This window comes from Pseudomonas sp. AM14(2022), assembly GCF_036346455.1.
Lineage (GTDB): Bacteria > Pseudomonadota > Gammaproteobacteria > Pseudomonadales > Pseudomonadaceae > Aquipseudomonas > Aquipseudomonas putida_A.
Genome location: NZ_JAOTNY010000008.1, coordinates 1 through 16,808 on the forward strand (window position 1 = coordinate 1; position 16,808 = coordinate 16,808).

Below are 16,808 nucleotides of genomic sequence, written 5' to 3' on the forward strand. Positions count from 1 at the left end.
ATGCCGAAAACTGCGTAACTCATTGAATCTCAAGGAGTTTTCCGTTTCGACTGCGCCGGAAGTGGGGCGAATTATAGACCTCCTGAATCTGCCGTCAACCGTTAATTTCAGTTTTATTGCAAAACCTGCTTTTTAGTCAGCAAACGCGGGATTCGACGCGCAACCGCAGGTACACGCATCAGTAAAAGCACCGCACCTATAAAGGCATAGATCGCCCACTCCTTGAGATCAGCACGCACGATCCACAACATATGCAGCAATCCCAGCCCGAGAATCACATACACCAACCGATGCAATTTCTTCCAGCGCACACCCAAACGGCGCTGACTGTAGCGATTGGAAGTCACCGCCAACGCCAACAGACCAAGAAAACCCAGCGTACCCACAATGATGTACGGCCGCTTACGCAACTCCACGCCCAACTGCGACCAGTCGAAGCCGAGGATAAACGCCATATAGCTGAACAAATGCAGAACCACATAGGCAAAACACCAAAGTCCCAACTGACGGCGCACAGCAACCCAGCCCGCCCACCCCGTCAATTTCTGCAGCGGCGTCATGCTCAAAGTGATCAGCAGCAATACCAGCGTCCCCAGCCCCAATCGATCAACCAGGACTTTGCCAGGATCCGGCCCGAGCAAATCGGCGAACGCCTGATAAAACCAAAGCAATGGCCAGATCGCCGCCGCAATGAACACGCCTACACGCCAGAACGGATATCGCATCAGTAGTTCTTCCGCAGATCGAGCCCTGTATATAAAGAAGCGACTTCATCCGCATAGCCGTTGAACATCTGTGTATCACGCACATTCGGCTTGAACAGACTGTTCGGCAGACGCCGCTCCCGTGCCTGAGTCCAGCGCGGGTGATCAACCGTCGGATTCACGTTGGCATAAAACCCGTACTCATCTGCCGCGATGCTCTGCCAGGTAGTTTTCGGTTGCTCGCTGACCAGACTGATCCGCACAATGGACTTCACACTCTTGAAGCCGTACTTCCACGGCACTACCAGGCGCAGCGGCGCACCGTTCTGATTCGGCAACTCACGGCCATACATGCCAACCGCCAGAATCGCCAGCGGACTCATCGCCTCGTCCAGGCGCAAGCCTTCTACATATGGCCAGTCGATCAGGGCGAAACCTGAGCGCTGACCCGGCATGCTTTTGGGATCCTGCAGAGTCTCAAAGCGAATGTACTTGGCGTTGGAGGTGGGTTCGACCTGTTTGAGCAGCGCAGAAATCGGAAAGCCAATCCACGGGATGACCATCGACCACGCCTCAACACAGCGAAGGCGATAGATACGCTCCTCCAACTGGTACGGCTTCATGAAGTCTTCCAGCTCGTAACGCCCTGGCTTACCCACCTCCCCGTCCACGACCACGCTCCACGGCTCGGTTTTCAGCGAACCGGCATTGGCCGCCGGATCACCCTTGTCGGTGCCGAACTCATAGAAGTTGTTGTAATGGGTCGCGTCTTTATAAGGCGTGATTGCCTCATCCTTGACGTTGACGGCGCCCCACTTGGTAGAAGGGAGCTTCTCAGCAAACCAGGCAGGCGCCTTGCCCGGCTCGACATCGGCATAACGCGCCGCATCCCCGGCACTGGCCCAACGCGGCAGGCTGCTCACGGCGATACCGGCAGCGGTAGCTCCGAGCAATTGGCGACGAGAAAGATAAATGGATTCAGGCGTGACATCCGACTCATGGCAGTCGGACGCTTTGGGGATTTTGATCAGCATGGCAACTCCGCAGCTTTGGAGGACAGATGCACCCATAGACTGCGGAGTATGCGGGAAATTACATCATTCGGCGTTTTTGTGACGACGAAGACGCAACAGGTATTGCACAGGGCCGGAAGCGGCGTAACCGAGGAACACCAGCAGTAGAATTCGCGGTGGATCGCTGAACACCACGGCGAACACCAGCACCACGGCGAGGATCGCCACGAACGGCACGCGCCCCTTCAAGTCCAGCTCCTTGAAGCTGTTGTACTTGATGTTGCTGACCATCAGCATGCCGGCAGCCGCCACCATCAAGGCGACCAGGAACGACATCTTCGAACCCTGAATGCCGTAATCGCTGAACGCCCAGACGATTCCCGCGACCACGCCGGCAGCTGCCGGGCTGGCCAGACCAATGAAATAGCGCTTGTCCGCAGTTCCGACCTGGGTATTGAAACGCGCCAGACGCAATGCCGCGCCGGCGACATAGATGAAGGCAACCATCCAGCCGACCTTGCCCATGTCACCCAATGCCCAGCCAAAGGCCAATAGCGCCGGTGCGACACCAAAAGCGACCATGTCGGACAGCGAGTCATATTCGGCGCCGAAGGCACTTTGCGTATTGGTCATGCGCGCTACGCGACCATCGAGACCGTCGAGCACCATGGCTACAAAGATTGCGATCGCGGCAAAGGCGAAATACTTGCTCGCATTCGCAGAGTCCCCGGCGCTCAAGGCAGCCTGGGCACTCATCGAGTTGATGATGGAATAAAACCCTGCGAACAGGTTCGCAGTGGTGAACAGATTCGGCAGCAGATAGATACCACGATGCCGGACTTTACGACCTTCTGCGTCGTGCCCTTCCTCGACATGTTCATCGATGGGCAGCAGGCTTTCGGCGTCAGAAGCCTGGTTCGGCTCTTCGGGACGTTCGCTCATGGACATTACCTTGCAACGGTTTGGAAAGTTTCGACAGGTGCCTGTGACGACGGTTCGGCCACAAACGATGCAGCTTTATACCAGAACCATCGGTTTCAAACGAAAAAACGCGGCCGAGGCCGCGTTTTTCGTACAAGGATGACGACTTAGTTTTTGGCTTTGTCGACGATCTTGTTGGCACCGATCCACGGCATCATGGAGCGCAGTTTCTCGCCGATGATTTCGATACCGTGAGCGGCGTTGTTACGACGCTTGGCGGTCATCGAAGGGTAGCCGGTCGCGCCTTCGCTGATGAACATTTTGGCGTATTCGCCGTCCTGAATACGTTTCAGGGCATTGCGCATGGCCTGACGGGATTCGGCGTTGATCACTTCCGGGCCGGTCACGTACTCGCCGTATTCAGCGTTGTTGGAGATCGAGTAGTTCATGTTGGCGATACCGCCTTCGTACATGAGGTCAACGATCAGCTTCAGTTCGTGCAGGCACTCGAAGTAGGCCATTTCCGGCGCGTAGCCAGCTTCAACCAGAGTTTCGAAACCGGCTTTCACCAGCTCAACGGTACCGCCGCACAGTACGGCTTGTTCGCCGAACAGGTCGGTTTCGGTCTCGTCCTTGAAGGTGGTTTCGATGATGCCGGTACGACCGCCACCCACGCCAGCTGCGTAGGACAGTGCAACGTTTTTGGCGTTGCCCGAAGCGTCCTGGTAGATCGCGATCAGGTCAGGGATACCGCCGCCCTTCACGAACTCGGAACGCACGGTGTGACCCGGCGCTTTCGGCGCGATCATGATCACGTCGAGGTCGGCACGCGGAACAACCTGGTTGTAGTGGATCGCGAAACCGTGGGAGAAGGCCAGGGTGGCGCCTTTCTTGATGTTCGGCTCGATTTCGTTCTTGTACAGCTGGGACTGGAATTCGTCCGGGGTCAGGATCATGACCAGGTCGGCGCCGGCAACAGCGGCGGCCACGTCGGTCACTTTCAGGCCGTGAGCTTCGGCTTTGGCAACGGTAGCCGAACCTTTACGCAGACCGACGGTAACGTCGACACCGGAATCTTTCAGGTTGCATGCCTGGGCGTGGCCCTGGGAACCGTAACCGATGATGGCAACTTTCTTGCCCTGGATGATCGACAGGTCGCAGTCTTTATCGTAGAAAACTTTCATGAATTTCCCCTATATATCCAGGCCGTTCAGGCCATTCGCTAATTTGGTTTAGATGCTGAGTACTTTGTCGCCGCGGGCAATGCCGGTCACGCCGCTACGGACGGTTTCCAGAATCGATGCGGTGCCGATGGACTGAATGAAGCTGTCGAGCTTGTCGCTGGTACCGGTCAGTTGAACGGTATACACGCTGGCGCTGACGTCGACGATCTGTCCACGGTAGATATCGGTGGTGCGTTTGATCTCGGCGCGCTGGGCGCCAGTGGCCTTGACCTTGACCAGCATCAGCTCGCGCTCGATGTGAGCGCTTTCCGACAGGTCCACCAGCTTGACCACTTCGATCAGCTTGTTCAGGTTTTTGGTGATCTGCTCGATGATTTCATCGTGGCCAACAGTGGTCAGCGTCAGACGCGACAGAGTCGGGTCTTCGGTTGGCGCCACCGTCAGGCTTTCAATGTTGTAGTTGCGCTGCGAGAACAGGCCGACTACGCGAGACAAAGCGCCGGGTTCGTTTTCCAGAAGCAGGGAAATAATGTGCCGCATGATTAAGTACGCTCCGTCTTGCTCAGCCACATATCGCGCATGGAGCCGTCTTTGATCTGCATCGGATAGACGTGCTCGCTGGTATCGACCGAAATATCGATCACCACCAGACGATCTTTCATGGCGAACGCCTCTTCCATCTTCGACTTCAAATCTTTCGAATCAGTGATGCGCACGCCGACGTGACCGTAGGCTTCAGCCAGTTTGACGAAGTCAGGCAGCGACTCCATGTAAGAGTGCGAGTGACGGCTGCCGTAGCTCATGTCCTGCCACTGACGAACCATCCCCAGAACGCCGTTGTTCAGGATGACGATTTTCACCGGCAAGCCGTATTGCAGGCAGGTCGACAGCTCCTGGATATTCATCTGGATGCTGCCTTCGCCAGTGACGCAGGCAACGTCGTCATCCGGGAAGCTCAACTTGATGCCCATGGCCGCAGGGAAACCGAAGCCCATGGTGCCCAGACCACCGGAGTTGATCCAGCGGTTAGGCTTGTTGAACTTGTAGTACTGCGCAGCGAACATCTGGTGCTGGCCCACGTCGGAAGTGATGAAGGCATCGCCCTTGGTCACTTCACACAGGGTCTCGATCACGGTCTGCGGCTTGATCAGGCTGCCGTCGCCCTTTTCATAAGGGAACAGGCCGCGATCACCGCGCCACTCATCGACTTGCTTCCACCAACTGGCGACGGACTCCTTGTTCGGGGTCTCGCCGATTTCCTTGAGGATCGCGACCATTTCGGTCAGGACGCTCTCCACCGGGCCAACGATTGGCACGTCAGCCTTGATGGTCTTGGAGATCGAAGCCGGGTCGATGTCGATGTGGATGATCTTGGCGTTCGGGCAGAACTTCGCCGCGCCGTTGATCACCCGGTCATCGAAACGCGCGCCGACAGCGAGGATCACGTCGGCATGGTGCATCGCCAGGTTGGCGGTGTAGCTGCCGTGCATGCCGAGCATGCCGATGAACTGCCGGTCGGTGCCTGGGAAACCGCCCAGGCCCATCAGGGTGTTGGTCACTGGCAGGTTGAGCATTTTCGCCAGTTCGGTCAGCGGTGCGGAACCGTTGCCGAGGATCACGCCGCCACCGGAATAGAGCACAGGACGCTTGGCCGCCAGGAGCATTTCTGCCGCCTTGCGGATTTGCCCGGAGTGGCCGCGAACGGCCGGGCTGTAGGAACGCAGCTTGGCTTTTTTCGGGAAGACGTATTCGAACTTCTCGGCCGGGTTGGTCATGTCTTTCGGGATATCGACCACGACCGGGCCCGGACGACCGGATTGCGCCAGGTAGAACGCCTTCTTCATGACTTCCGGGATTTCCGAAGCGTGCTTGATCATGAAGCTGTGCTTCACGATCGGCCGGGAGATACCGATCATGTCGGTTTCCTGGAACGCGTCGGTGCCGACCATAGTGCTTGGCACCTGACCGGAAATGATCACCATTGGAATCGAATCCATATAGGCGGTGGCGATACCGGTGATGGCGTTTGTGGCGCCAGGACCTGATGTCACCAGTACCACGCCGGCTTTACCGGTGGCACGGGCGTAGCCGTCAGCCATATGGGTAGCCGCTTGTTCATGACGAACCAGGATGTGGGTCACTTCCGGTTCTTTGAACAGGGCATCGTAAACATGAAGGAGAGCACCACCCGGGTACCCGTAGATATATTTGACGCCTTCGTCACGCAAAAAGCGGACGAGCATCTCACCGCCAGATAAAAGCTCCACGTTGTTCACCTCTAAAACGCCAGAATACCGTCCACACAAAAGGGGCGGGTCTTAATAGGTTTACTTCTCGGCAGAGCATGAGCGACGGTGGTCGCCGACTACGTCAGCACTGACTGAGCAAGTATTGGGATCGTCCCAAGTGTTGCGGGCCTTTCCCACCCAGCGCGAGGTAACGCGTTGCGGGTGTAACAGGTCGACGCGGATATGCGCCTCATGATCTACCGAGTGGGTCTGCTTCTGGCAGTCCCTCTACAGCGGACTTTGGATTCTTCTGTTTCGCCCTCTCCAAGTCAAGCCGTCAATGTGCTTAATTGTGGGTAAGCACATGAGAACGCAAGAAAAAACCTGAAAACAGCTACTCTGTTAGCGTCAATTGCGCAATTTTGCCAAGGAATCAGCATGCGAACGCTTCTGTTAACTCTGCTGATCGGCCTCAGCCCATGGTGCTCGGCCGCTCAGATCTACAAATGGGTCGATGCCCAAGGCGTCACGCACTTCGATGCGCAGCCACCGCAAGGGCTGCCGGCGACGACTGTGCAGACGCCCTCCTCGCCCCCACCGAAACCTGCCGCCATGCCTGGCAGTGGTACGCTGGGCGATCAGAAAGCCATCGACGACAAGGTGAAGAAACAGGTGGCGGAGCAGCAGGCGCAGCTCAAGGCATTTTGCGAACAGTCACGGACGAACCTGGCGCAATTGCAGAACAATCCGCGGTTGAGGGAGGAAGTGGAGGGACAATTACGGCGGCTGGATGATGCGCAGCGTCAGGAGCGCATTGTCGAAGCGCAGAAGCAGATTGCGCAGAACTGCGAATAGTCACCTGTAGGAGCTGCCGCAGGCTCGGGCCGCGATCGGACGATCTTTTGATCTTTGAAACCAAGATCAAAAGATCGCAGCCTGCGGCAGCTCCTACAGAGGCTTAGCGCGAGGCGGTAATCAGCAGGTCAAACTCTTTGAGCAGCACCTGCAGCTGTCGATCCTTGCCCTGCAGATTACGCTGGGCAAAGACCATTTCGGCCATTTCCTGAATGCCCGAGGCATTGGGCAACGGCAGATCCTGCTCAAGGATCATTTTCATCCGTGGCAGGAAGATCCATTGCAGCCATTGCTCGAAATCCAGCGTGTCGACCGAAAACGGCTCCACACTGCTCAAAGCCTCGGCGGACGGCTGAACGTCATCCCACCAACCCTGCGTGCGCAGTTCGCGCTCGATCAGCAGCAACTGATCAGCGATTTTCGGGAAACGGGAATCCATCACAGCGAAACCTTGGCCTTCTGACGAGCCAGCGCTGCGCCGGCGGAATCGCCTTGTTTCTCACGGGACTGCGCGATGATCTCCCACAGGTTGGCCTGCAAGTCCGGACGACCGTTGGCCATGGTCAGTGCACGACGGGCGAACTGCTCGGCCTGCGGCGCGTCGCCTTGAGCCATGCGTACTTGCGCCAGACGATAGAGCACTTGCGGTTCACGCGGGGCAACACGTTGCGCGCGCTCGAGGCTGGAAGACGCACCGTTGAGGTCGCCACCGGCCTGTTGCTGCTGTGCGGTGGTCAGCAAGGCGAGCACCGGACCGTCCAGTTGCTCGTCCGCCGACAGACCACCGCCACTGCTGGCCGAAGGAATCCCGCTTGGCGTCGAAGGCATGCTGTAGCTGCCGGTGTTGATCGGTGCCGACTCAACCGGCGACGGGTTGTACGGCCCTGCGGTGATACCGCCAGACGCCGGGCCCGGCACGATCGGCGAGGAGCTGATCGGCGCCGATGTCGTGGCGCCACCACCCGGCACCATCACCACCACGCCGGTATCGCCTTGTGGGATGGCCTGGGATTGCGCCTGGCCCTGGACTGGGCGTGTGACTGTCGTCTTGCGGAAACCGCCGTTGGCCGACAGCCGTTCGCTGTTGGACACGGCGGTGCCGGCGTCCACCACCGGGATCGAACCACGCTGTACGGTAGAGCAGCCACTGAGCAAAGCCACGGCAGTCACCGCTGGAATCAACCACTTGTTCACTTGAAACCCTCTTTGCTTAATTCATCCAGCCCTTGACCCAATCCATCACCGACTCCGGCGAGGCAGGCGTTTCGCTTGCACACGCGGCGCCGGGTAGCGGTTCGCTGCCGCGAATATACGGCATCTGCACCGCCCCCGGACAGTTGGCATCGGAGCCTTGCCCGGTACGCGAATCGACCCACGCCTGCACGATGTTGTCCGGCTGTGGCATGTCCAGCGGCAGCGGATCGGCCTTGCGCATGAAACTGGTCCAGACCTGCAGCGCACCGGTCGCCCCGGTGAATGGGGTCTTGCCGTTGTCGTCACGGCCCAGCCAGACCACCGCCAGCAGATCCTGACTGAAACCGGCGAACCAGCTGTCACGCGAATCGTTACTGGTACCGGTCTTGCCGGCCAGCGTCAGGGTCTTGGGCAGCACGTTGTAAACCGAGCTGCCGGTACCTTCACGCATCACACGCTGCATGGCGTTCTGGATCAAGTAGATGGACGCCGGATCAAATCGCTGCTCGATCTGGAACGGATAACGCTTGAGCGGCTCGCCCTCGGCGGTCAGCACACTGCGAATCCCGCGCATCGGCGTATTGAAACCACCGTTGGCGAGGGTCTGATACATGGTCGCCACTTCGATCGGGGTCATGCCGCCAGCCCCGAGCAGCATCGACGGGAACGCCGGGAATTCCCGGGTCACGCCCAGACGCGCAAGGGTCTTGAGCACATTCGGCACACCGACTTCCAGACCCAGGCGCGAGGTCGACAGGTTGTACGAATGCGCCAGCCCTTGATAGAGGAAGACTGTGCCGTGGGAGCGACGGTCGTAGTTCTGTGGCTTCCACACCTGGCCGTCCGCGCCTTTGATCGACAGCGGATCATCCGACAGCCAACTGGTCAGCGTGTAACGGCTCGGTTTTTCCAGTGCGGTCAGATACACCGCTGGCTTGACCAGGGAACCGATCGGCCGCACGGCGTCCAGCGCCCGGTTGAAACCGGCGTAACTGGCCTGACGGCTACCGATCATCGCCTGCACTTCGCCGGTTTCCGGGTTGGTCACGACCATCGCCGCTTCCACGTCATCGGAGCCCTTGCGTCCAGCCAGCCGTTTGAAGGTGTCATTCACCGACGCTTCGGCCTTCATCTGCAGAATCGGGTCGAAACTGGTGAAGATCCGCAAGCCTTCTTCGGTCAAGTCCTCGTCGCGATAGTCTTCGCGCAACTGGCGTTTGACCAGATCGATAAAGCCCGGGAACGAGCTGTCGGCAAGCTTGCCGCGCGTGGTCACACCCAGTGGCATTTTCTTCGCCGCTTCGACCTGTTCGGCAGTCGCCACGCCTTGCTGCTCAAGCACGTCGAGCACCAGGTTACGCCGTTCCAGCGCACGCTCGGGATTGCGGCGCGGGTTGTAATAGGACGGGCCCTTGACCATGCCGACCAGCAGCGCGACCTGATGCAGCTTCAGCTCGGACAGTGGCTGACCAAAGAAGAACTGGCTGGCCAGACCAAAACCGTGCACGGCACGCTGACCATCCTGGCCGACAAAGACTTCATTGAGGTAGGCCTCAAGAATTTCCTTTTTGTCGTAGTGCAGTTCCAGCAGCATCGCCATCATCGCTTCGGTGAGCTTGCGGCTCAGGCTGCGCTCGTTGGTCAGGTAGAAGTTCTTCACCAGTTGCTGGGTCAGCGTACTGCCGCCCTGGGTCATCTTGCCGCCAGAGGTGTTGACCCAGATGGCCCGGGCAATCGACTTCGGCGACACGCCCCAGTGACTGTAATAGTCGCGGTCTTCCACTGCTACCAGGGTTTCCAGCAGGTACGGTGGCACCTGATCGAGCTTGATCAGGATGCGGTCTTCAAGGTTTTTCGGGTAAATGCCGCCGATCATCAGCGGCTCGAGCCGCACCACGGACAATTTGCCGCCATTGAGCCCCGAGAGTTCGGCCACATAGTCGCCGGAGAAGCGCACGCGCACCGGCTGGGCTTTTTCCAGGCCTTCATAGAACTGGAAGCCACGAGTGTTCAGATCAACGGTATTGCCGTTGACGGCAGCAGCGCCGGGGCCATTGCTCACGGCTTCGCGGCGATAGCCCAGGGCATCGAGCTCGGTGAGGAAATCTTCCTTGCTGAGCTTTTGTCCGACGAACAGCTCAAGCGGACGCGCGTATACCTTGGCCGGGATGGTCCAGCGCTTGCCGGAGAACTTCTCCTGCACCACGGCATCGAGGTAAACGGCGAAGCCGGCCAGCACCACAAGGCCGACCAGGCTGAGTTTAATGGCCCAGCTCAACCACGGGCTGAGGCCCTTGGAGACTGGTTTTTTCTTGGTACGGGGGGATCGAGTTCGAGTCATGGCGGCGGATTATACGCACTTTATTCATACTCAACAGGAGCGCTCCGAGGTTTGCGTCAGGCTGGCGAGCGGCCATAATGGCGACCTCGAATTTCCCAGTCTCTGAAGGATCGCCCGTGAGCCAGTCCCTGATCGCTGCCCTGCAAAACCCGGCCCTCTACCCGCACCCCGTCGAAGGGTTCCAGGTCATCGAAACCCATATCTCGTGGGTGATCCTCACCGGCCCGTTTGCTTATAAAGTGAAGAAGCCAGTGAATTTCGGCTTCCTTGACTTCACCGGCCTCGAATCACGCGCACATTTCTGTGCTGAAGAGCTGCGCCTGAACCAGCGTCTGACCGACGATTTGTATCTGGACGTGTTGCCGGTGACCGGCAGCGTCGAGGCGCCACAACTGGGTGGCGACGGCCCGGTGATCGAATATGTGCTGAAAATGCGTCAATTCCCGCAGACCGGCCTGCTCAGCACCCTGCAAGCCAACGGTGAACTGACCACCCAGCACATCGATGAAATGGCCGAGCAGATCGCCAAATTCCACCTCAGTGCGCCAAAAGTCCCGGCCGAACACGAGGCCGGGACCCCGGACAGCGTGATGGCCCCGGTGCGCCAGAACTTCGAACAGATCCTGCCGTTCCTCAGCGACAAAAATGATCTGCTGCAACTCGAGGCCCTGAAGGCCTGGGCCGAGAGCAGCTTCGATCGTCTCAAGGCACTGTTCAGCCAGCGCAAGGCCGAGGGTTTCACTCGCGAATGCCACGGTGACATTCACCTGGGCAACGCGACTGTCATCAATGGCAAAGTGGTGATCTTCGACTGCATCGAGTTCAACGAACCGTTCCGCTTCACTGACGTCTGGGCCGACATCGGTTTCCTGGCGATGGACCTGGAAGACCGTGGCCTGAAATCCCTCGCCCGCCGCTTCATCAGCCAGTACCTGGAGCTGACCGGCGACTATCAGGGCCTGGAAGTGCTGAACTTCTATAAAGCCTACCGCGCACTGGTTCGCGCCAAAGTCGCGCTGTTCAGCATGCCGGCGGATGCCACCCCGGTGCAGCGCGCAACCACCCTGCGCCAGTACCGCAACTACGCCAACCTGGCAGAAAGCTACAGCACCATCCCATCGCGCTTCATGGCCATCACCCACGGCGTATCGGCTGTCGGCAAGAGCCACGTGGCGATGCGTCTGGTCGAAGCGCTGGGCGCGATTCGCCTGCGTTCCGATGTCGAGCGCAAGCGCCTGTTCGGCGAGCAGACCGTAGCCAACGACGTGCAGGCGGGGATTTACAGCGCCGACGCCAGCGTTGCCACCTATGCCCGCCTGCATGAGATTGCCGGAGTGATCCTGCACGCCGGTTTCCCGGTGGTGATCGATGCGACCTACCTCAAGCGCGAGCAACGCGACAACGCCGCTCAGGTGGCCGAAGCCACCGGCACGCCGTTCCTGATCCTCGACTGCAACGCGCCTCAGGCGGTGATCGAAAGCTGGCTGGCGATTCGTCAGGCTGACAAGAAGGACCCTTCCGACGCCACGCTGGCCGTGATCGAGGCCCAGCAGGCCAGCCGCGAGGCGCTGACGCCAGAAGAGATTCTGCGCAGCAAACGCGTGCAGACCAATGAAAGCGGGACCCTCGACACCGTAGTCGCACAGATCCGTCAGCGTCTGCCAGGCCTGTAAGAAACTATTTCGGCCGTGAAGCCCTCGCTTGCTTCACGGCCGTCAAATAGTGGCACTATACTGGCGTCATAAAACCAACAGGTGATGTGACATGAGCCAGCCGAAACTTCTCGACACCCCGCTTTTTGCCTTGCTGCACAAAGACGACATCACAGGCTTCAACAAGGAACGCCCGAACGACGGCCCGATCGACATGGTTGGTGGCGACTTCCGTGGCCTCGATCTGCGTGAACTGAACGCCGATGGCGTGGATTTCCGGGACGCCTACTTCCGTTCTGCCGATTTGCGTGGCATCGATTTCCGTAATTCATCGCTCGAAGGCGCGAGCCTGGCGCATGCACAGATTTCCGGAGCGTACTTCCCGCCAGAGCTGAGTGCTGACGAGATTTTGATGTCGATGAATTTTGGTACACGGTTGCGTTATCGCACACGCTGAGCACCATCGGCAGCCCCTGACACAACACCCTCCCCTTGTAGGAGTGAGCCTGCTCGCGATAGCCGACTGACATTCAAAATGGATGTCGGCTGTTACGCCGCTATCGCGAGCAGGCTCACTCCTACAGTTGTATGCGTCACACTCCTTACTATTGCATTCGCCAGATCTCATCGCCTTTCTTAGAAGCGTTTGCGTCTAATCCGACCAAACAACCACGCTTTTCCTACTGATGGCTACACTCCTGAGAAGATCGCCCACGCTCCATTCGGCCGTCGCAAGGAGGCTTGATGAATGATGAACTGCAACACCTGAAGAATCTTGGCAAGACGTCGGCGCAATGGCTGCATGCCGTGGGCATCCACAGCGCCTCGGACTTGCGTCGCCTGGGGGCGGTGGACGCCTATCGGGCCGTGCGTACCCGCGGGTTTCGCGCATCAAAGGTGTTGTTGTACGCGATCGAAGGGGCGCTGATGGATGTGCACTGGAACGACATCCCGGCCGAACGCAAAGACGCCTTGAACAAGCAGCTCGAAGCCATCTCCTCGCGTCACAAGAACTGAACAGGCGCTGACGGCCATGTATCTGCTCGGGGAACAATCGGCACTGGTCGATGCACTGATCAATCGCTTGCAGAGCTTGCCCGCGCGTTGGCTGGAAGGCCTTGCGCCGTGCGGGCCAGCCTTTGAGCCAGAAATCTCTGACAACCTGATGGAGCAGCTCCCACACGATCAGCTGTTTCTGCTGACAGAAGGCGTAATCAACGGCTACATCGGTGGCCGTGCGCTGTTTTACTGGCAGGAAGGCGATCTGATCGGTCTGCAGCAAGGTGACGCCTGGGCCGATTGCCGACTGCGCAGCGACGGACCATCGCGCTTGTTGCCCTATCGGCGAACCGATCTGTTCCAGCATTTTTATGCCGAGCCGGGCCGGGCCGAGCAATGGCTTGAGTATCTGCTGGGGCAGATGGCGCTGCTGGCTCATGCGGTGGCCGAACTGAAACCGCGGGAGTTTCGCAGCACCAATGGCTTCAAGCGGGTCGAGAGCGGTGAAGTACTGATCCAGCAGGGCGATGCCGCCGATCACGTCTTCGTGATCATCGATGGGCATGCCGAAGCATTTGTTGACGGGCACAAGGTTGGCGAAGTGCCCAAGGACGAGATTTTCGGCGCCATGGCGGTGTTCACCGGCGAGCCGCGTAACGCTACCGTCATTGCTCGCGAGCCGAGCACAGTGATGCTGATTCCCGGAGAGCAGTTTCTGAACATGACCCGCAACAATCCGAAGATTGCCCACAGCCTGATCGAGAGCATGGCCCGCCGCATCGGCCAGCTCAACCAGCAGATCACGCAACTGAGCGCGGTGAAAGCTGCGCGTTAAGTCCCTTGTTTCCGGGACATTCCGGCCATTTGCACGACTAAATCAAGCAAATGGAAAAACAGTGGTTGACTCGCTAATGAGAATCGCTATGATTATCACAACTGGTCGCGAGATCAGTCGATATTCTGAAAAGCCCTTGGTTCGGACTCTCAGATTATCTCCTCATCAGGCTAATCACGGTTATTTGACCCGGTTTTTACCGGGTCTTTTTTTGCCTGTGGAAAAGTCATTGCCCGAACTGTTTGCGCATCTGTGCGCAGTAATCCTGCGCGGGCGCGGCCGGGGTGTACCAGACGTAATCGGCCATCGCCACAGTAACCTCGGCGCCCTGCTCGGCCAGCATCAGCACCGTTGGCGCTTGGGCTACGCCCAGATCCAGAACATGCAGCGGCACGCCAGCATCCTTGCGCGCATGCCAGGCACCCGCCAACAGTAACGCTGGCGTCGGCGCAGCCATCAAGCGTTCGGCCATACGCCGATCCCGCTGTTGTTGAACAGCAAGCATCGCCGGCATCTGTGATTTGGGCAGCAAGCCGCAATGTGAGTCGCTGATCTGTTCGAGCAGCGTGGCTTTCACCAATGCCGCATTGCTGCGAACACCGCTCAGGGCGGGCGACTGGCGATAGACAGCGCGGATTTCGCCGTCATCCAGATTGGCCGCCAACAGCGGATAGGGTTGCGTGAGGGCGAACCGAACGATCGGTCCATAAAGATTCCAGTCCCAGCCATCCTGCCAGGCCAGTGCGGCGGCAAGATCGCTGGGCGGCGTTGCCGCATGACGAACCTGATCAACCTTCGGCTGTTGGTCCGGCGTGAGCATCTCCAAAAGCAGGCTGCCTTGGGGCCGCTGCTCACCCAGCGCCTGCATCAGCCATAACTGCACAGCGTGATGATCGGCGTTGTCATGTTGCTCGCCAATGATCAGCTGTTGCGGCTTGGCCAGACGCGCCAGCAGTTCCTGCGCCGTCAACACCTGGCCGCTGTGCAGATCGCGTATCTCACCACTGACTGGTGGTGGCGCAGCAACATGCTGACACCCCGTCAGCCACAACACCGCTAACAACCAGATCCCGCGCATACCATCACCTCGATGAGAAATCAGCGGGCGATGATCAGCGGATGCCCACGCTCCGGGTGCGGCTGCACCAATACTTCGAGACCGAACACGGCTTTGAGCGCGTCCGGTCGCAAGACCTGCTGCGGTGTACCCAGCGCCACCGGGCGCCCGCCCTCAAGCAGCAACACCCGGTCACAATAGCGCGCCGCCAGATTCAGATCATGCAGGATGACCAGCACTGCCGCGCCACGGTCGGCAAATTCACGCACCGCTTGAAGCGTCGTATGCTGATGCAGTGGATCAAGCATCGAGGTCGGCTCATCCAGCAACAGCGTTTGCCCGGCCTGCCCCGGCCATAACTGCGCCAGCACCCGCGCCAGATGCACGCGCTGGCGCTCGCCACCCGACAATGCCAGATAACTGCGCCCGCTCAGATGCCCGGCATCCGCAGCGGCCAGCGCTGCCGCAACGATCTCGTCGTCGCGCGCCCGACCGCTTTGATAAGGCAGGCGGCCCATGCCGACCACTTCTTCCACGCGAAAGGCAAAATCCAGCGTCGACACCTGCGGCAACACCGCCAGGCGCTGAGCGCGCTGCGTACCGGTCCAGTGACTCAGCACCTTGTCGTCGAGCAACACCTCGCCCTCACCCGCAGCCAGTTCACCGCACAAGGCACCGAGCAAGGTACTTTTGCCGGCACCGTTCGGCCCGAGCACACCCAACACCTCACCGGGTTCAAGCTGCAGGGTGACGTCGCTGAGGACAGTCTTGCGTCCGCGACGGATGTGCAGATTGTGCGCACGCAGCATCAGGCACGACCTCGCAGCAACAGGTAGAGGAAGAACGGCGCGCCGATAAACGCCGTGACGATACCGATCGGCAACTCCGCCGGCGCCAGCGCCAACCGCGCCACCAGATCCGCCAGCAACAACAGGCTCGCCCCCGCCAGTACCGACGCTGGCAGCAACACCCGGTGATCGGGCCCGGCCAATAAACGCACCAGATGCGGCACCACCAGCCCAACGAAACCGATCATCCCGGCTGCCGCTACCGCCGCGCCAACACCCAACGCCGTGCAGAACACCAATTCACGTTTGAGCCGCTCGACATCGATCCCCAGATGCCCCGCCTCGGATTCACCGAGCAACAACGCATTCAGCGCCTTGGCACGCCGCGGCAACCACAACGCGACGCCAGTGCTGATAATCAGCAACGGCCACAAACGCGCGTAACTGGCGCCATTGAGGCTGCCCAGATTCCAGAAAGTCAGCGTACGCAAAGTCGCGTCATCCGCCAGATAGGTGAACAGACCCACCGCCGAGCTTGCCAATGCCGTCAGGGCGATCCCGGCCAGCAGCATGGTCGCGACGTTAGTCTGGCCGTTGCGCCGACCGAGCCGATAGACCAGCGCCGTCACCCCCAGTCCACCGAGAAACGCGCACGCCGACAACAGGTACGGCCCGAACCACTCCGGCAAACCGCCAAAAAATGACCCGCCGACAATCGCCACCGCCGCACCCAGCGCTGCCCCACTGGAAACCCCGACCAACCCGGGATCGGCCAGCGGATTGCGAAACAAGCCCTGCATCGCCACACCCGACAGTGCCAGCACACCGCCGACGGCCAGACCGAGCAAGGTGCGCGGCAGACGGATCTGCCCGAGGATCAGCTCGGCCTGCTCCAGACCGTCCGGCGCCAACGGCACACCGACCATGCGCAATGCAGCGCGTAACGTATCGAACAGCGGCAGGCTCACCGGCCCCAGCGCCAACGACAGCCAGATGGCCAGCAAACACAGGAGCGTCAGGCCGATAAACAGGCTTCG

General features: G+C 59.5%; 17 protein-coding genes. 5 read left to right on the forward strand and 12 right to left on the reverse strand.

Annotated features, from left to right (window positions below; genetic code table 11):
• Positions 1 to 113: 113 nt before the first annotated feature.
• The 6 genes from msrQ to V3W27_RS16760 form a co-directional block, all read right to left on the reverse strand.
• Positions 114 to 725, reverse strand: a complete 612-nt coding sequence (gene msrQ, locus V3W27_RS16735; protein WP_330207098.1) for a protein-methionine-sulfoxide reductase heme-binding subunit MsrQ — start codon at positions 723 to 725, stop codon at positions 114 to 116.
• Positions 725 to 1,738, reverse strand: a complete 1,014-nt coding sequence (gene msrP / locus V3W27_RS16740) for a protein-methionine-sulfoxide reductase catalytic subunit MsrP (RefSeq protein WP_247269198.1) — start codon at positions 1,736 to 1,738, stop codon at positions 725 to 727. Before msrP ends, msrQ begins: the two co-directional genes overlap by 1 nt.
• A gap of 63 nt (positions 1,739 to 1,801) precedes the next feature.
• A complete protein-coding gene (gene pssA, locus V3W27_RS16745; RefSeq protein WP_027614080.1) occupies positions 1,802 to 2,659 on the reverse strand; it encodes a CDP-diacylglycerol--serine O-phosphatidyltransferase in 858 nt (285 codons plus the stop codon).
• A 146-nt stretch (positions 2,660 to 2,805) separates the two neighbouring features.
• Entirely contained in the window at positions 2,806 to 3,822 is a 1,017-nt protein-coding gene (gene ilvC / locus V3W27_RS16750; RefSeq protein WP_330207099.1) for a ketol-acid reductoisomerase, read from the reverse strand.
• A 48-nt stretch (positions 3,823 to 3,870) separates the two neighbouring features.
• A complete protein-coding gene (gene ilvN / locus V3W27_RS16755; protein ID WP_003205610.1) occupies positions 3,871 to 4,362 on the reverse strand; it encodes an acetolactate synthase small subunit in 492 nt (163 codons plus the stop codon).
• Between the two features lie 2 nt (positions 4,363 to 4,364).
• Positions 4,365 to 6,089, reverse strand: a complete 1,725-nt coding sequence (locus V3W27_RS16760; protein WP_041065497.1) for an acetolactate synthase 3 large subunit — start codon at positions 6,087 to 6,089, stop codon at positions 4,365 to 4,367.
• 399 nt (positions 6,090 to 6,488) lie between these two features.
• Between V3W27_RS16760 and V3W27_RS16765 the strand changes: the two genes are divergently transcribed.
• On the forward strand, positions 6,489 to 6,905 hold the full coding sequence (locus V3W27_RS16765) for a DUF4124 domain-containing protein (protein WP_330207100.1): 417 nt from the start codon (positions 6,489 to 6,491) through the stop codon (positions 6,903 to 6,905).
• 103 nt (positions 6,906 to 7,008) lie between these two features.
• Here V3W27_RS16765 and V3W27_RS16770 read toward each other — a convergent pair whose 3' ends face one another.
• Genes V3W27_RS16770 through mrcB form a run of 3 tightly spaced genes read right to left on the reverse strand, consistent with a single transcriptional unit; the run spans position 7,009 to position 10,440 of the window.
• Positions 7,009 to 7,344 carry a YqcC family protein gene (locus V3W27_RS16770; protein ID WP_103367323.1) on the reverse strand — a complete coding sequence of 112 codons (336 nt, stop codon included), beginning with the start codon at positions 7,342 to 7,344 and terminating at the stop codon, positions 7,009 to 7,011.
• Complete coding sequence (locus V3W27_RS16775; protein WP_330207101.1) at positions 7,344 to 8,099, reverse strand: hypothetical protein; 756 nt, start codon at positions 8,097 to 8,099, stop codon at positions 7,344 to 7,346. The genes V3W27_RS16770 and V3W27_RS16775 overlap by 1 nt, the downstream gene beginning before the upstream one ends.
• Positions 8,100 to 8,115: 16 nt before the next feature.
• Positions 8,116 to 10,440, reverse strand: a complete 2,325-nt coding sequence (gene mrcB / locus V3W27_RS16780; RefSeq protein WP_330207102.1) for a penicillin-binding protein 1B — start codon at positions 10,438 to 10,440, stop codon at positions 8,116 to 8,118.
• Between the two features lie 116 nt (positions 10,441 to 10,556).
• On the opposite strand from mrcB, the gene V3W27_RS16785 reads away from it, so the two are divergent.
• The 4 genes from V3W27_RS16785 to V3W27_RS16800 all read left to right on the forward strand — a co-directional run bounded on the left by V3W27_RS16785 (position 10,557) and on the right by V3W27_RS16800 (position 13,926).
• The gene (locus tag V3W27_RS16785) at positions 10,557 to 12,113 is read left to right on the forward strand and encodes a bifunctional aminoglycoside phosphotransferase/ATP-binding protein (RefSeq protein ID WP_330207103.1); all 1,557 of its coding nucleotides are present in this window, start codon (positions 10,557 to 10,559) and stop codon (positions 12,111 to 12,113) included.
• A 91-nt stretch (positions 12,114 to 12,204) separates the two neighbouring features.
• Positions 12,205 to 12,549 carry a pentapeptide repeat-containing protein gene (locus V3W27_RS16790; protein WP_330207104.1) on the forward strand — a complete coding sequence of 115 codons (345 nt, stop codon included), beginning with the start codon at positions 12,205 to 12,207 and terminating at the stop codon, positions 12,547 to 12,549.
• A 287-nt stretch (positions 12,550 to 12,836) separates the two neighbouring features.
• On the forward strand, positions 12,837 to 13,109 hold the full coding sequence (locus tag V3W27_RS16795; RefSeq protein WP_003228231.1) for a TfoX/Sxy family protein: 273 nt from the start codon (positions 12,837 to 12,839) through the stop codon (positions 13,107 to 13,109).
• Positions 13,110 to 13,125: 16 nt separating this feature from the next.
• Positions 13,126 to 13,926, forward strand: coding sequence for a Crp/Fnr family transcriptional regulator (locus V3W27_RS16800; RefSeq protein WP_330207105.1), 801 nt, complete (start codon positions 13,126 to 13,128; stop codon positions 13,924 to 13,926).
• Between the two features lie 226 nt (positions 13,927 to 14,152).
• On the opposite strand, the gene V3W27_RS16805 is transcribed toward V3W27_RS16800, so the two are convergent.
• Genes V3W27_RS16805 through V3W27_RS16815 form a run of 3 tightly spaced genes read right to left on the reverse strand, consistent with a single transcriptional unit; the run spans position 14,153 to position 16,775 of the window.
• On the reverse strand, positions 14,153 to 15,004 hold the full coding sequence (locus tag V3W27_RS16805) for a ChaN family lipoprotein (RefSeq protein WP_330207106.1): 852 nt from the start codon (positions 15,002 to 15,004) through the stop codon (positions 14,153 to 14,155).
• A 20-nt stretch (positions 15,005 to 15,024) separates the two neighbouring features.
• A complete protein-coding gene (locus V3W27_RS16810) occupies positions 15,025 to 15,792 on the reverse strand; it encodes a heme ABC transporter ATP-binding protein (protein WP_330207107.1) in 768 nt (255 codons plus the stop codon).
• Positions 15,792 to 16,775 carry a FecCD family ABC transporter permease gene (locus V3W27_RS16815; protein ID WP_177325663.1) on the reverse strand — a complete coding sequence of 328 codons (984 nt, stop codon included), beginning with the start codon at positions 16,773 to 16,775 and terminating at the stop codon, positions 15,792 to 15,794. The genes V3W27_RS16810 and V3W27_RS16815 overlap by 1 nt, the downstream gene beginning before the upstream one ends.
• Positions 16,776 to 16,808 lie beyond the last annotated feature (33 nt).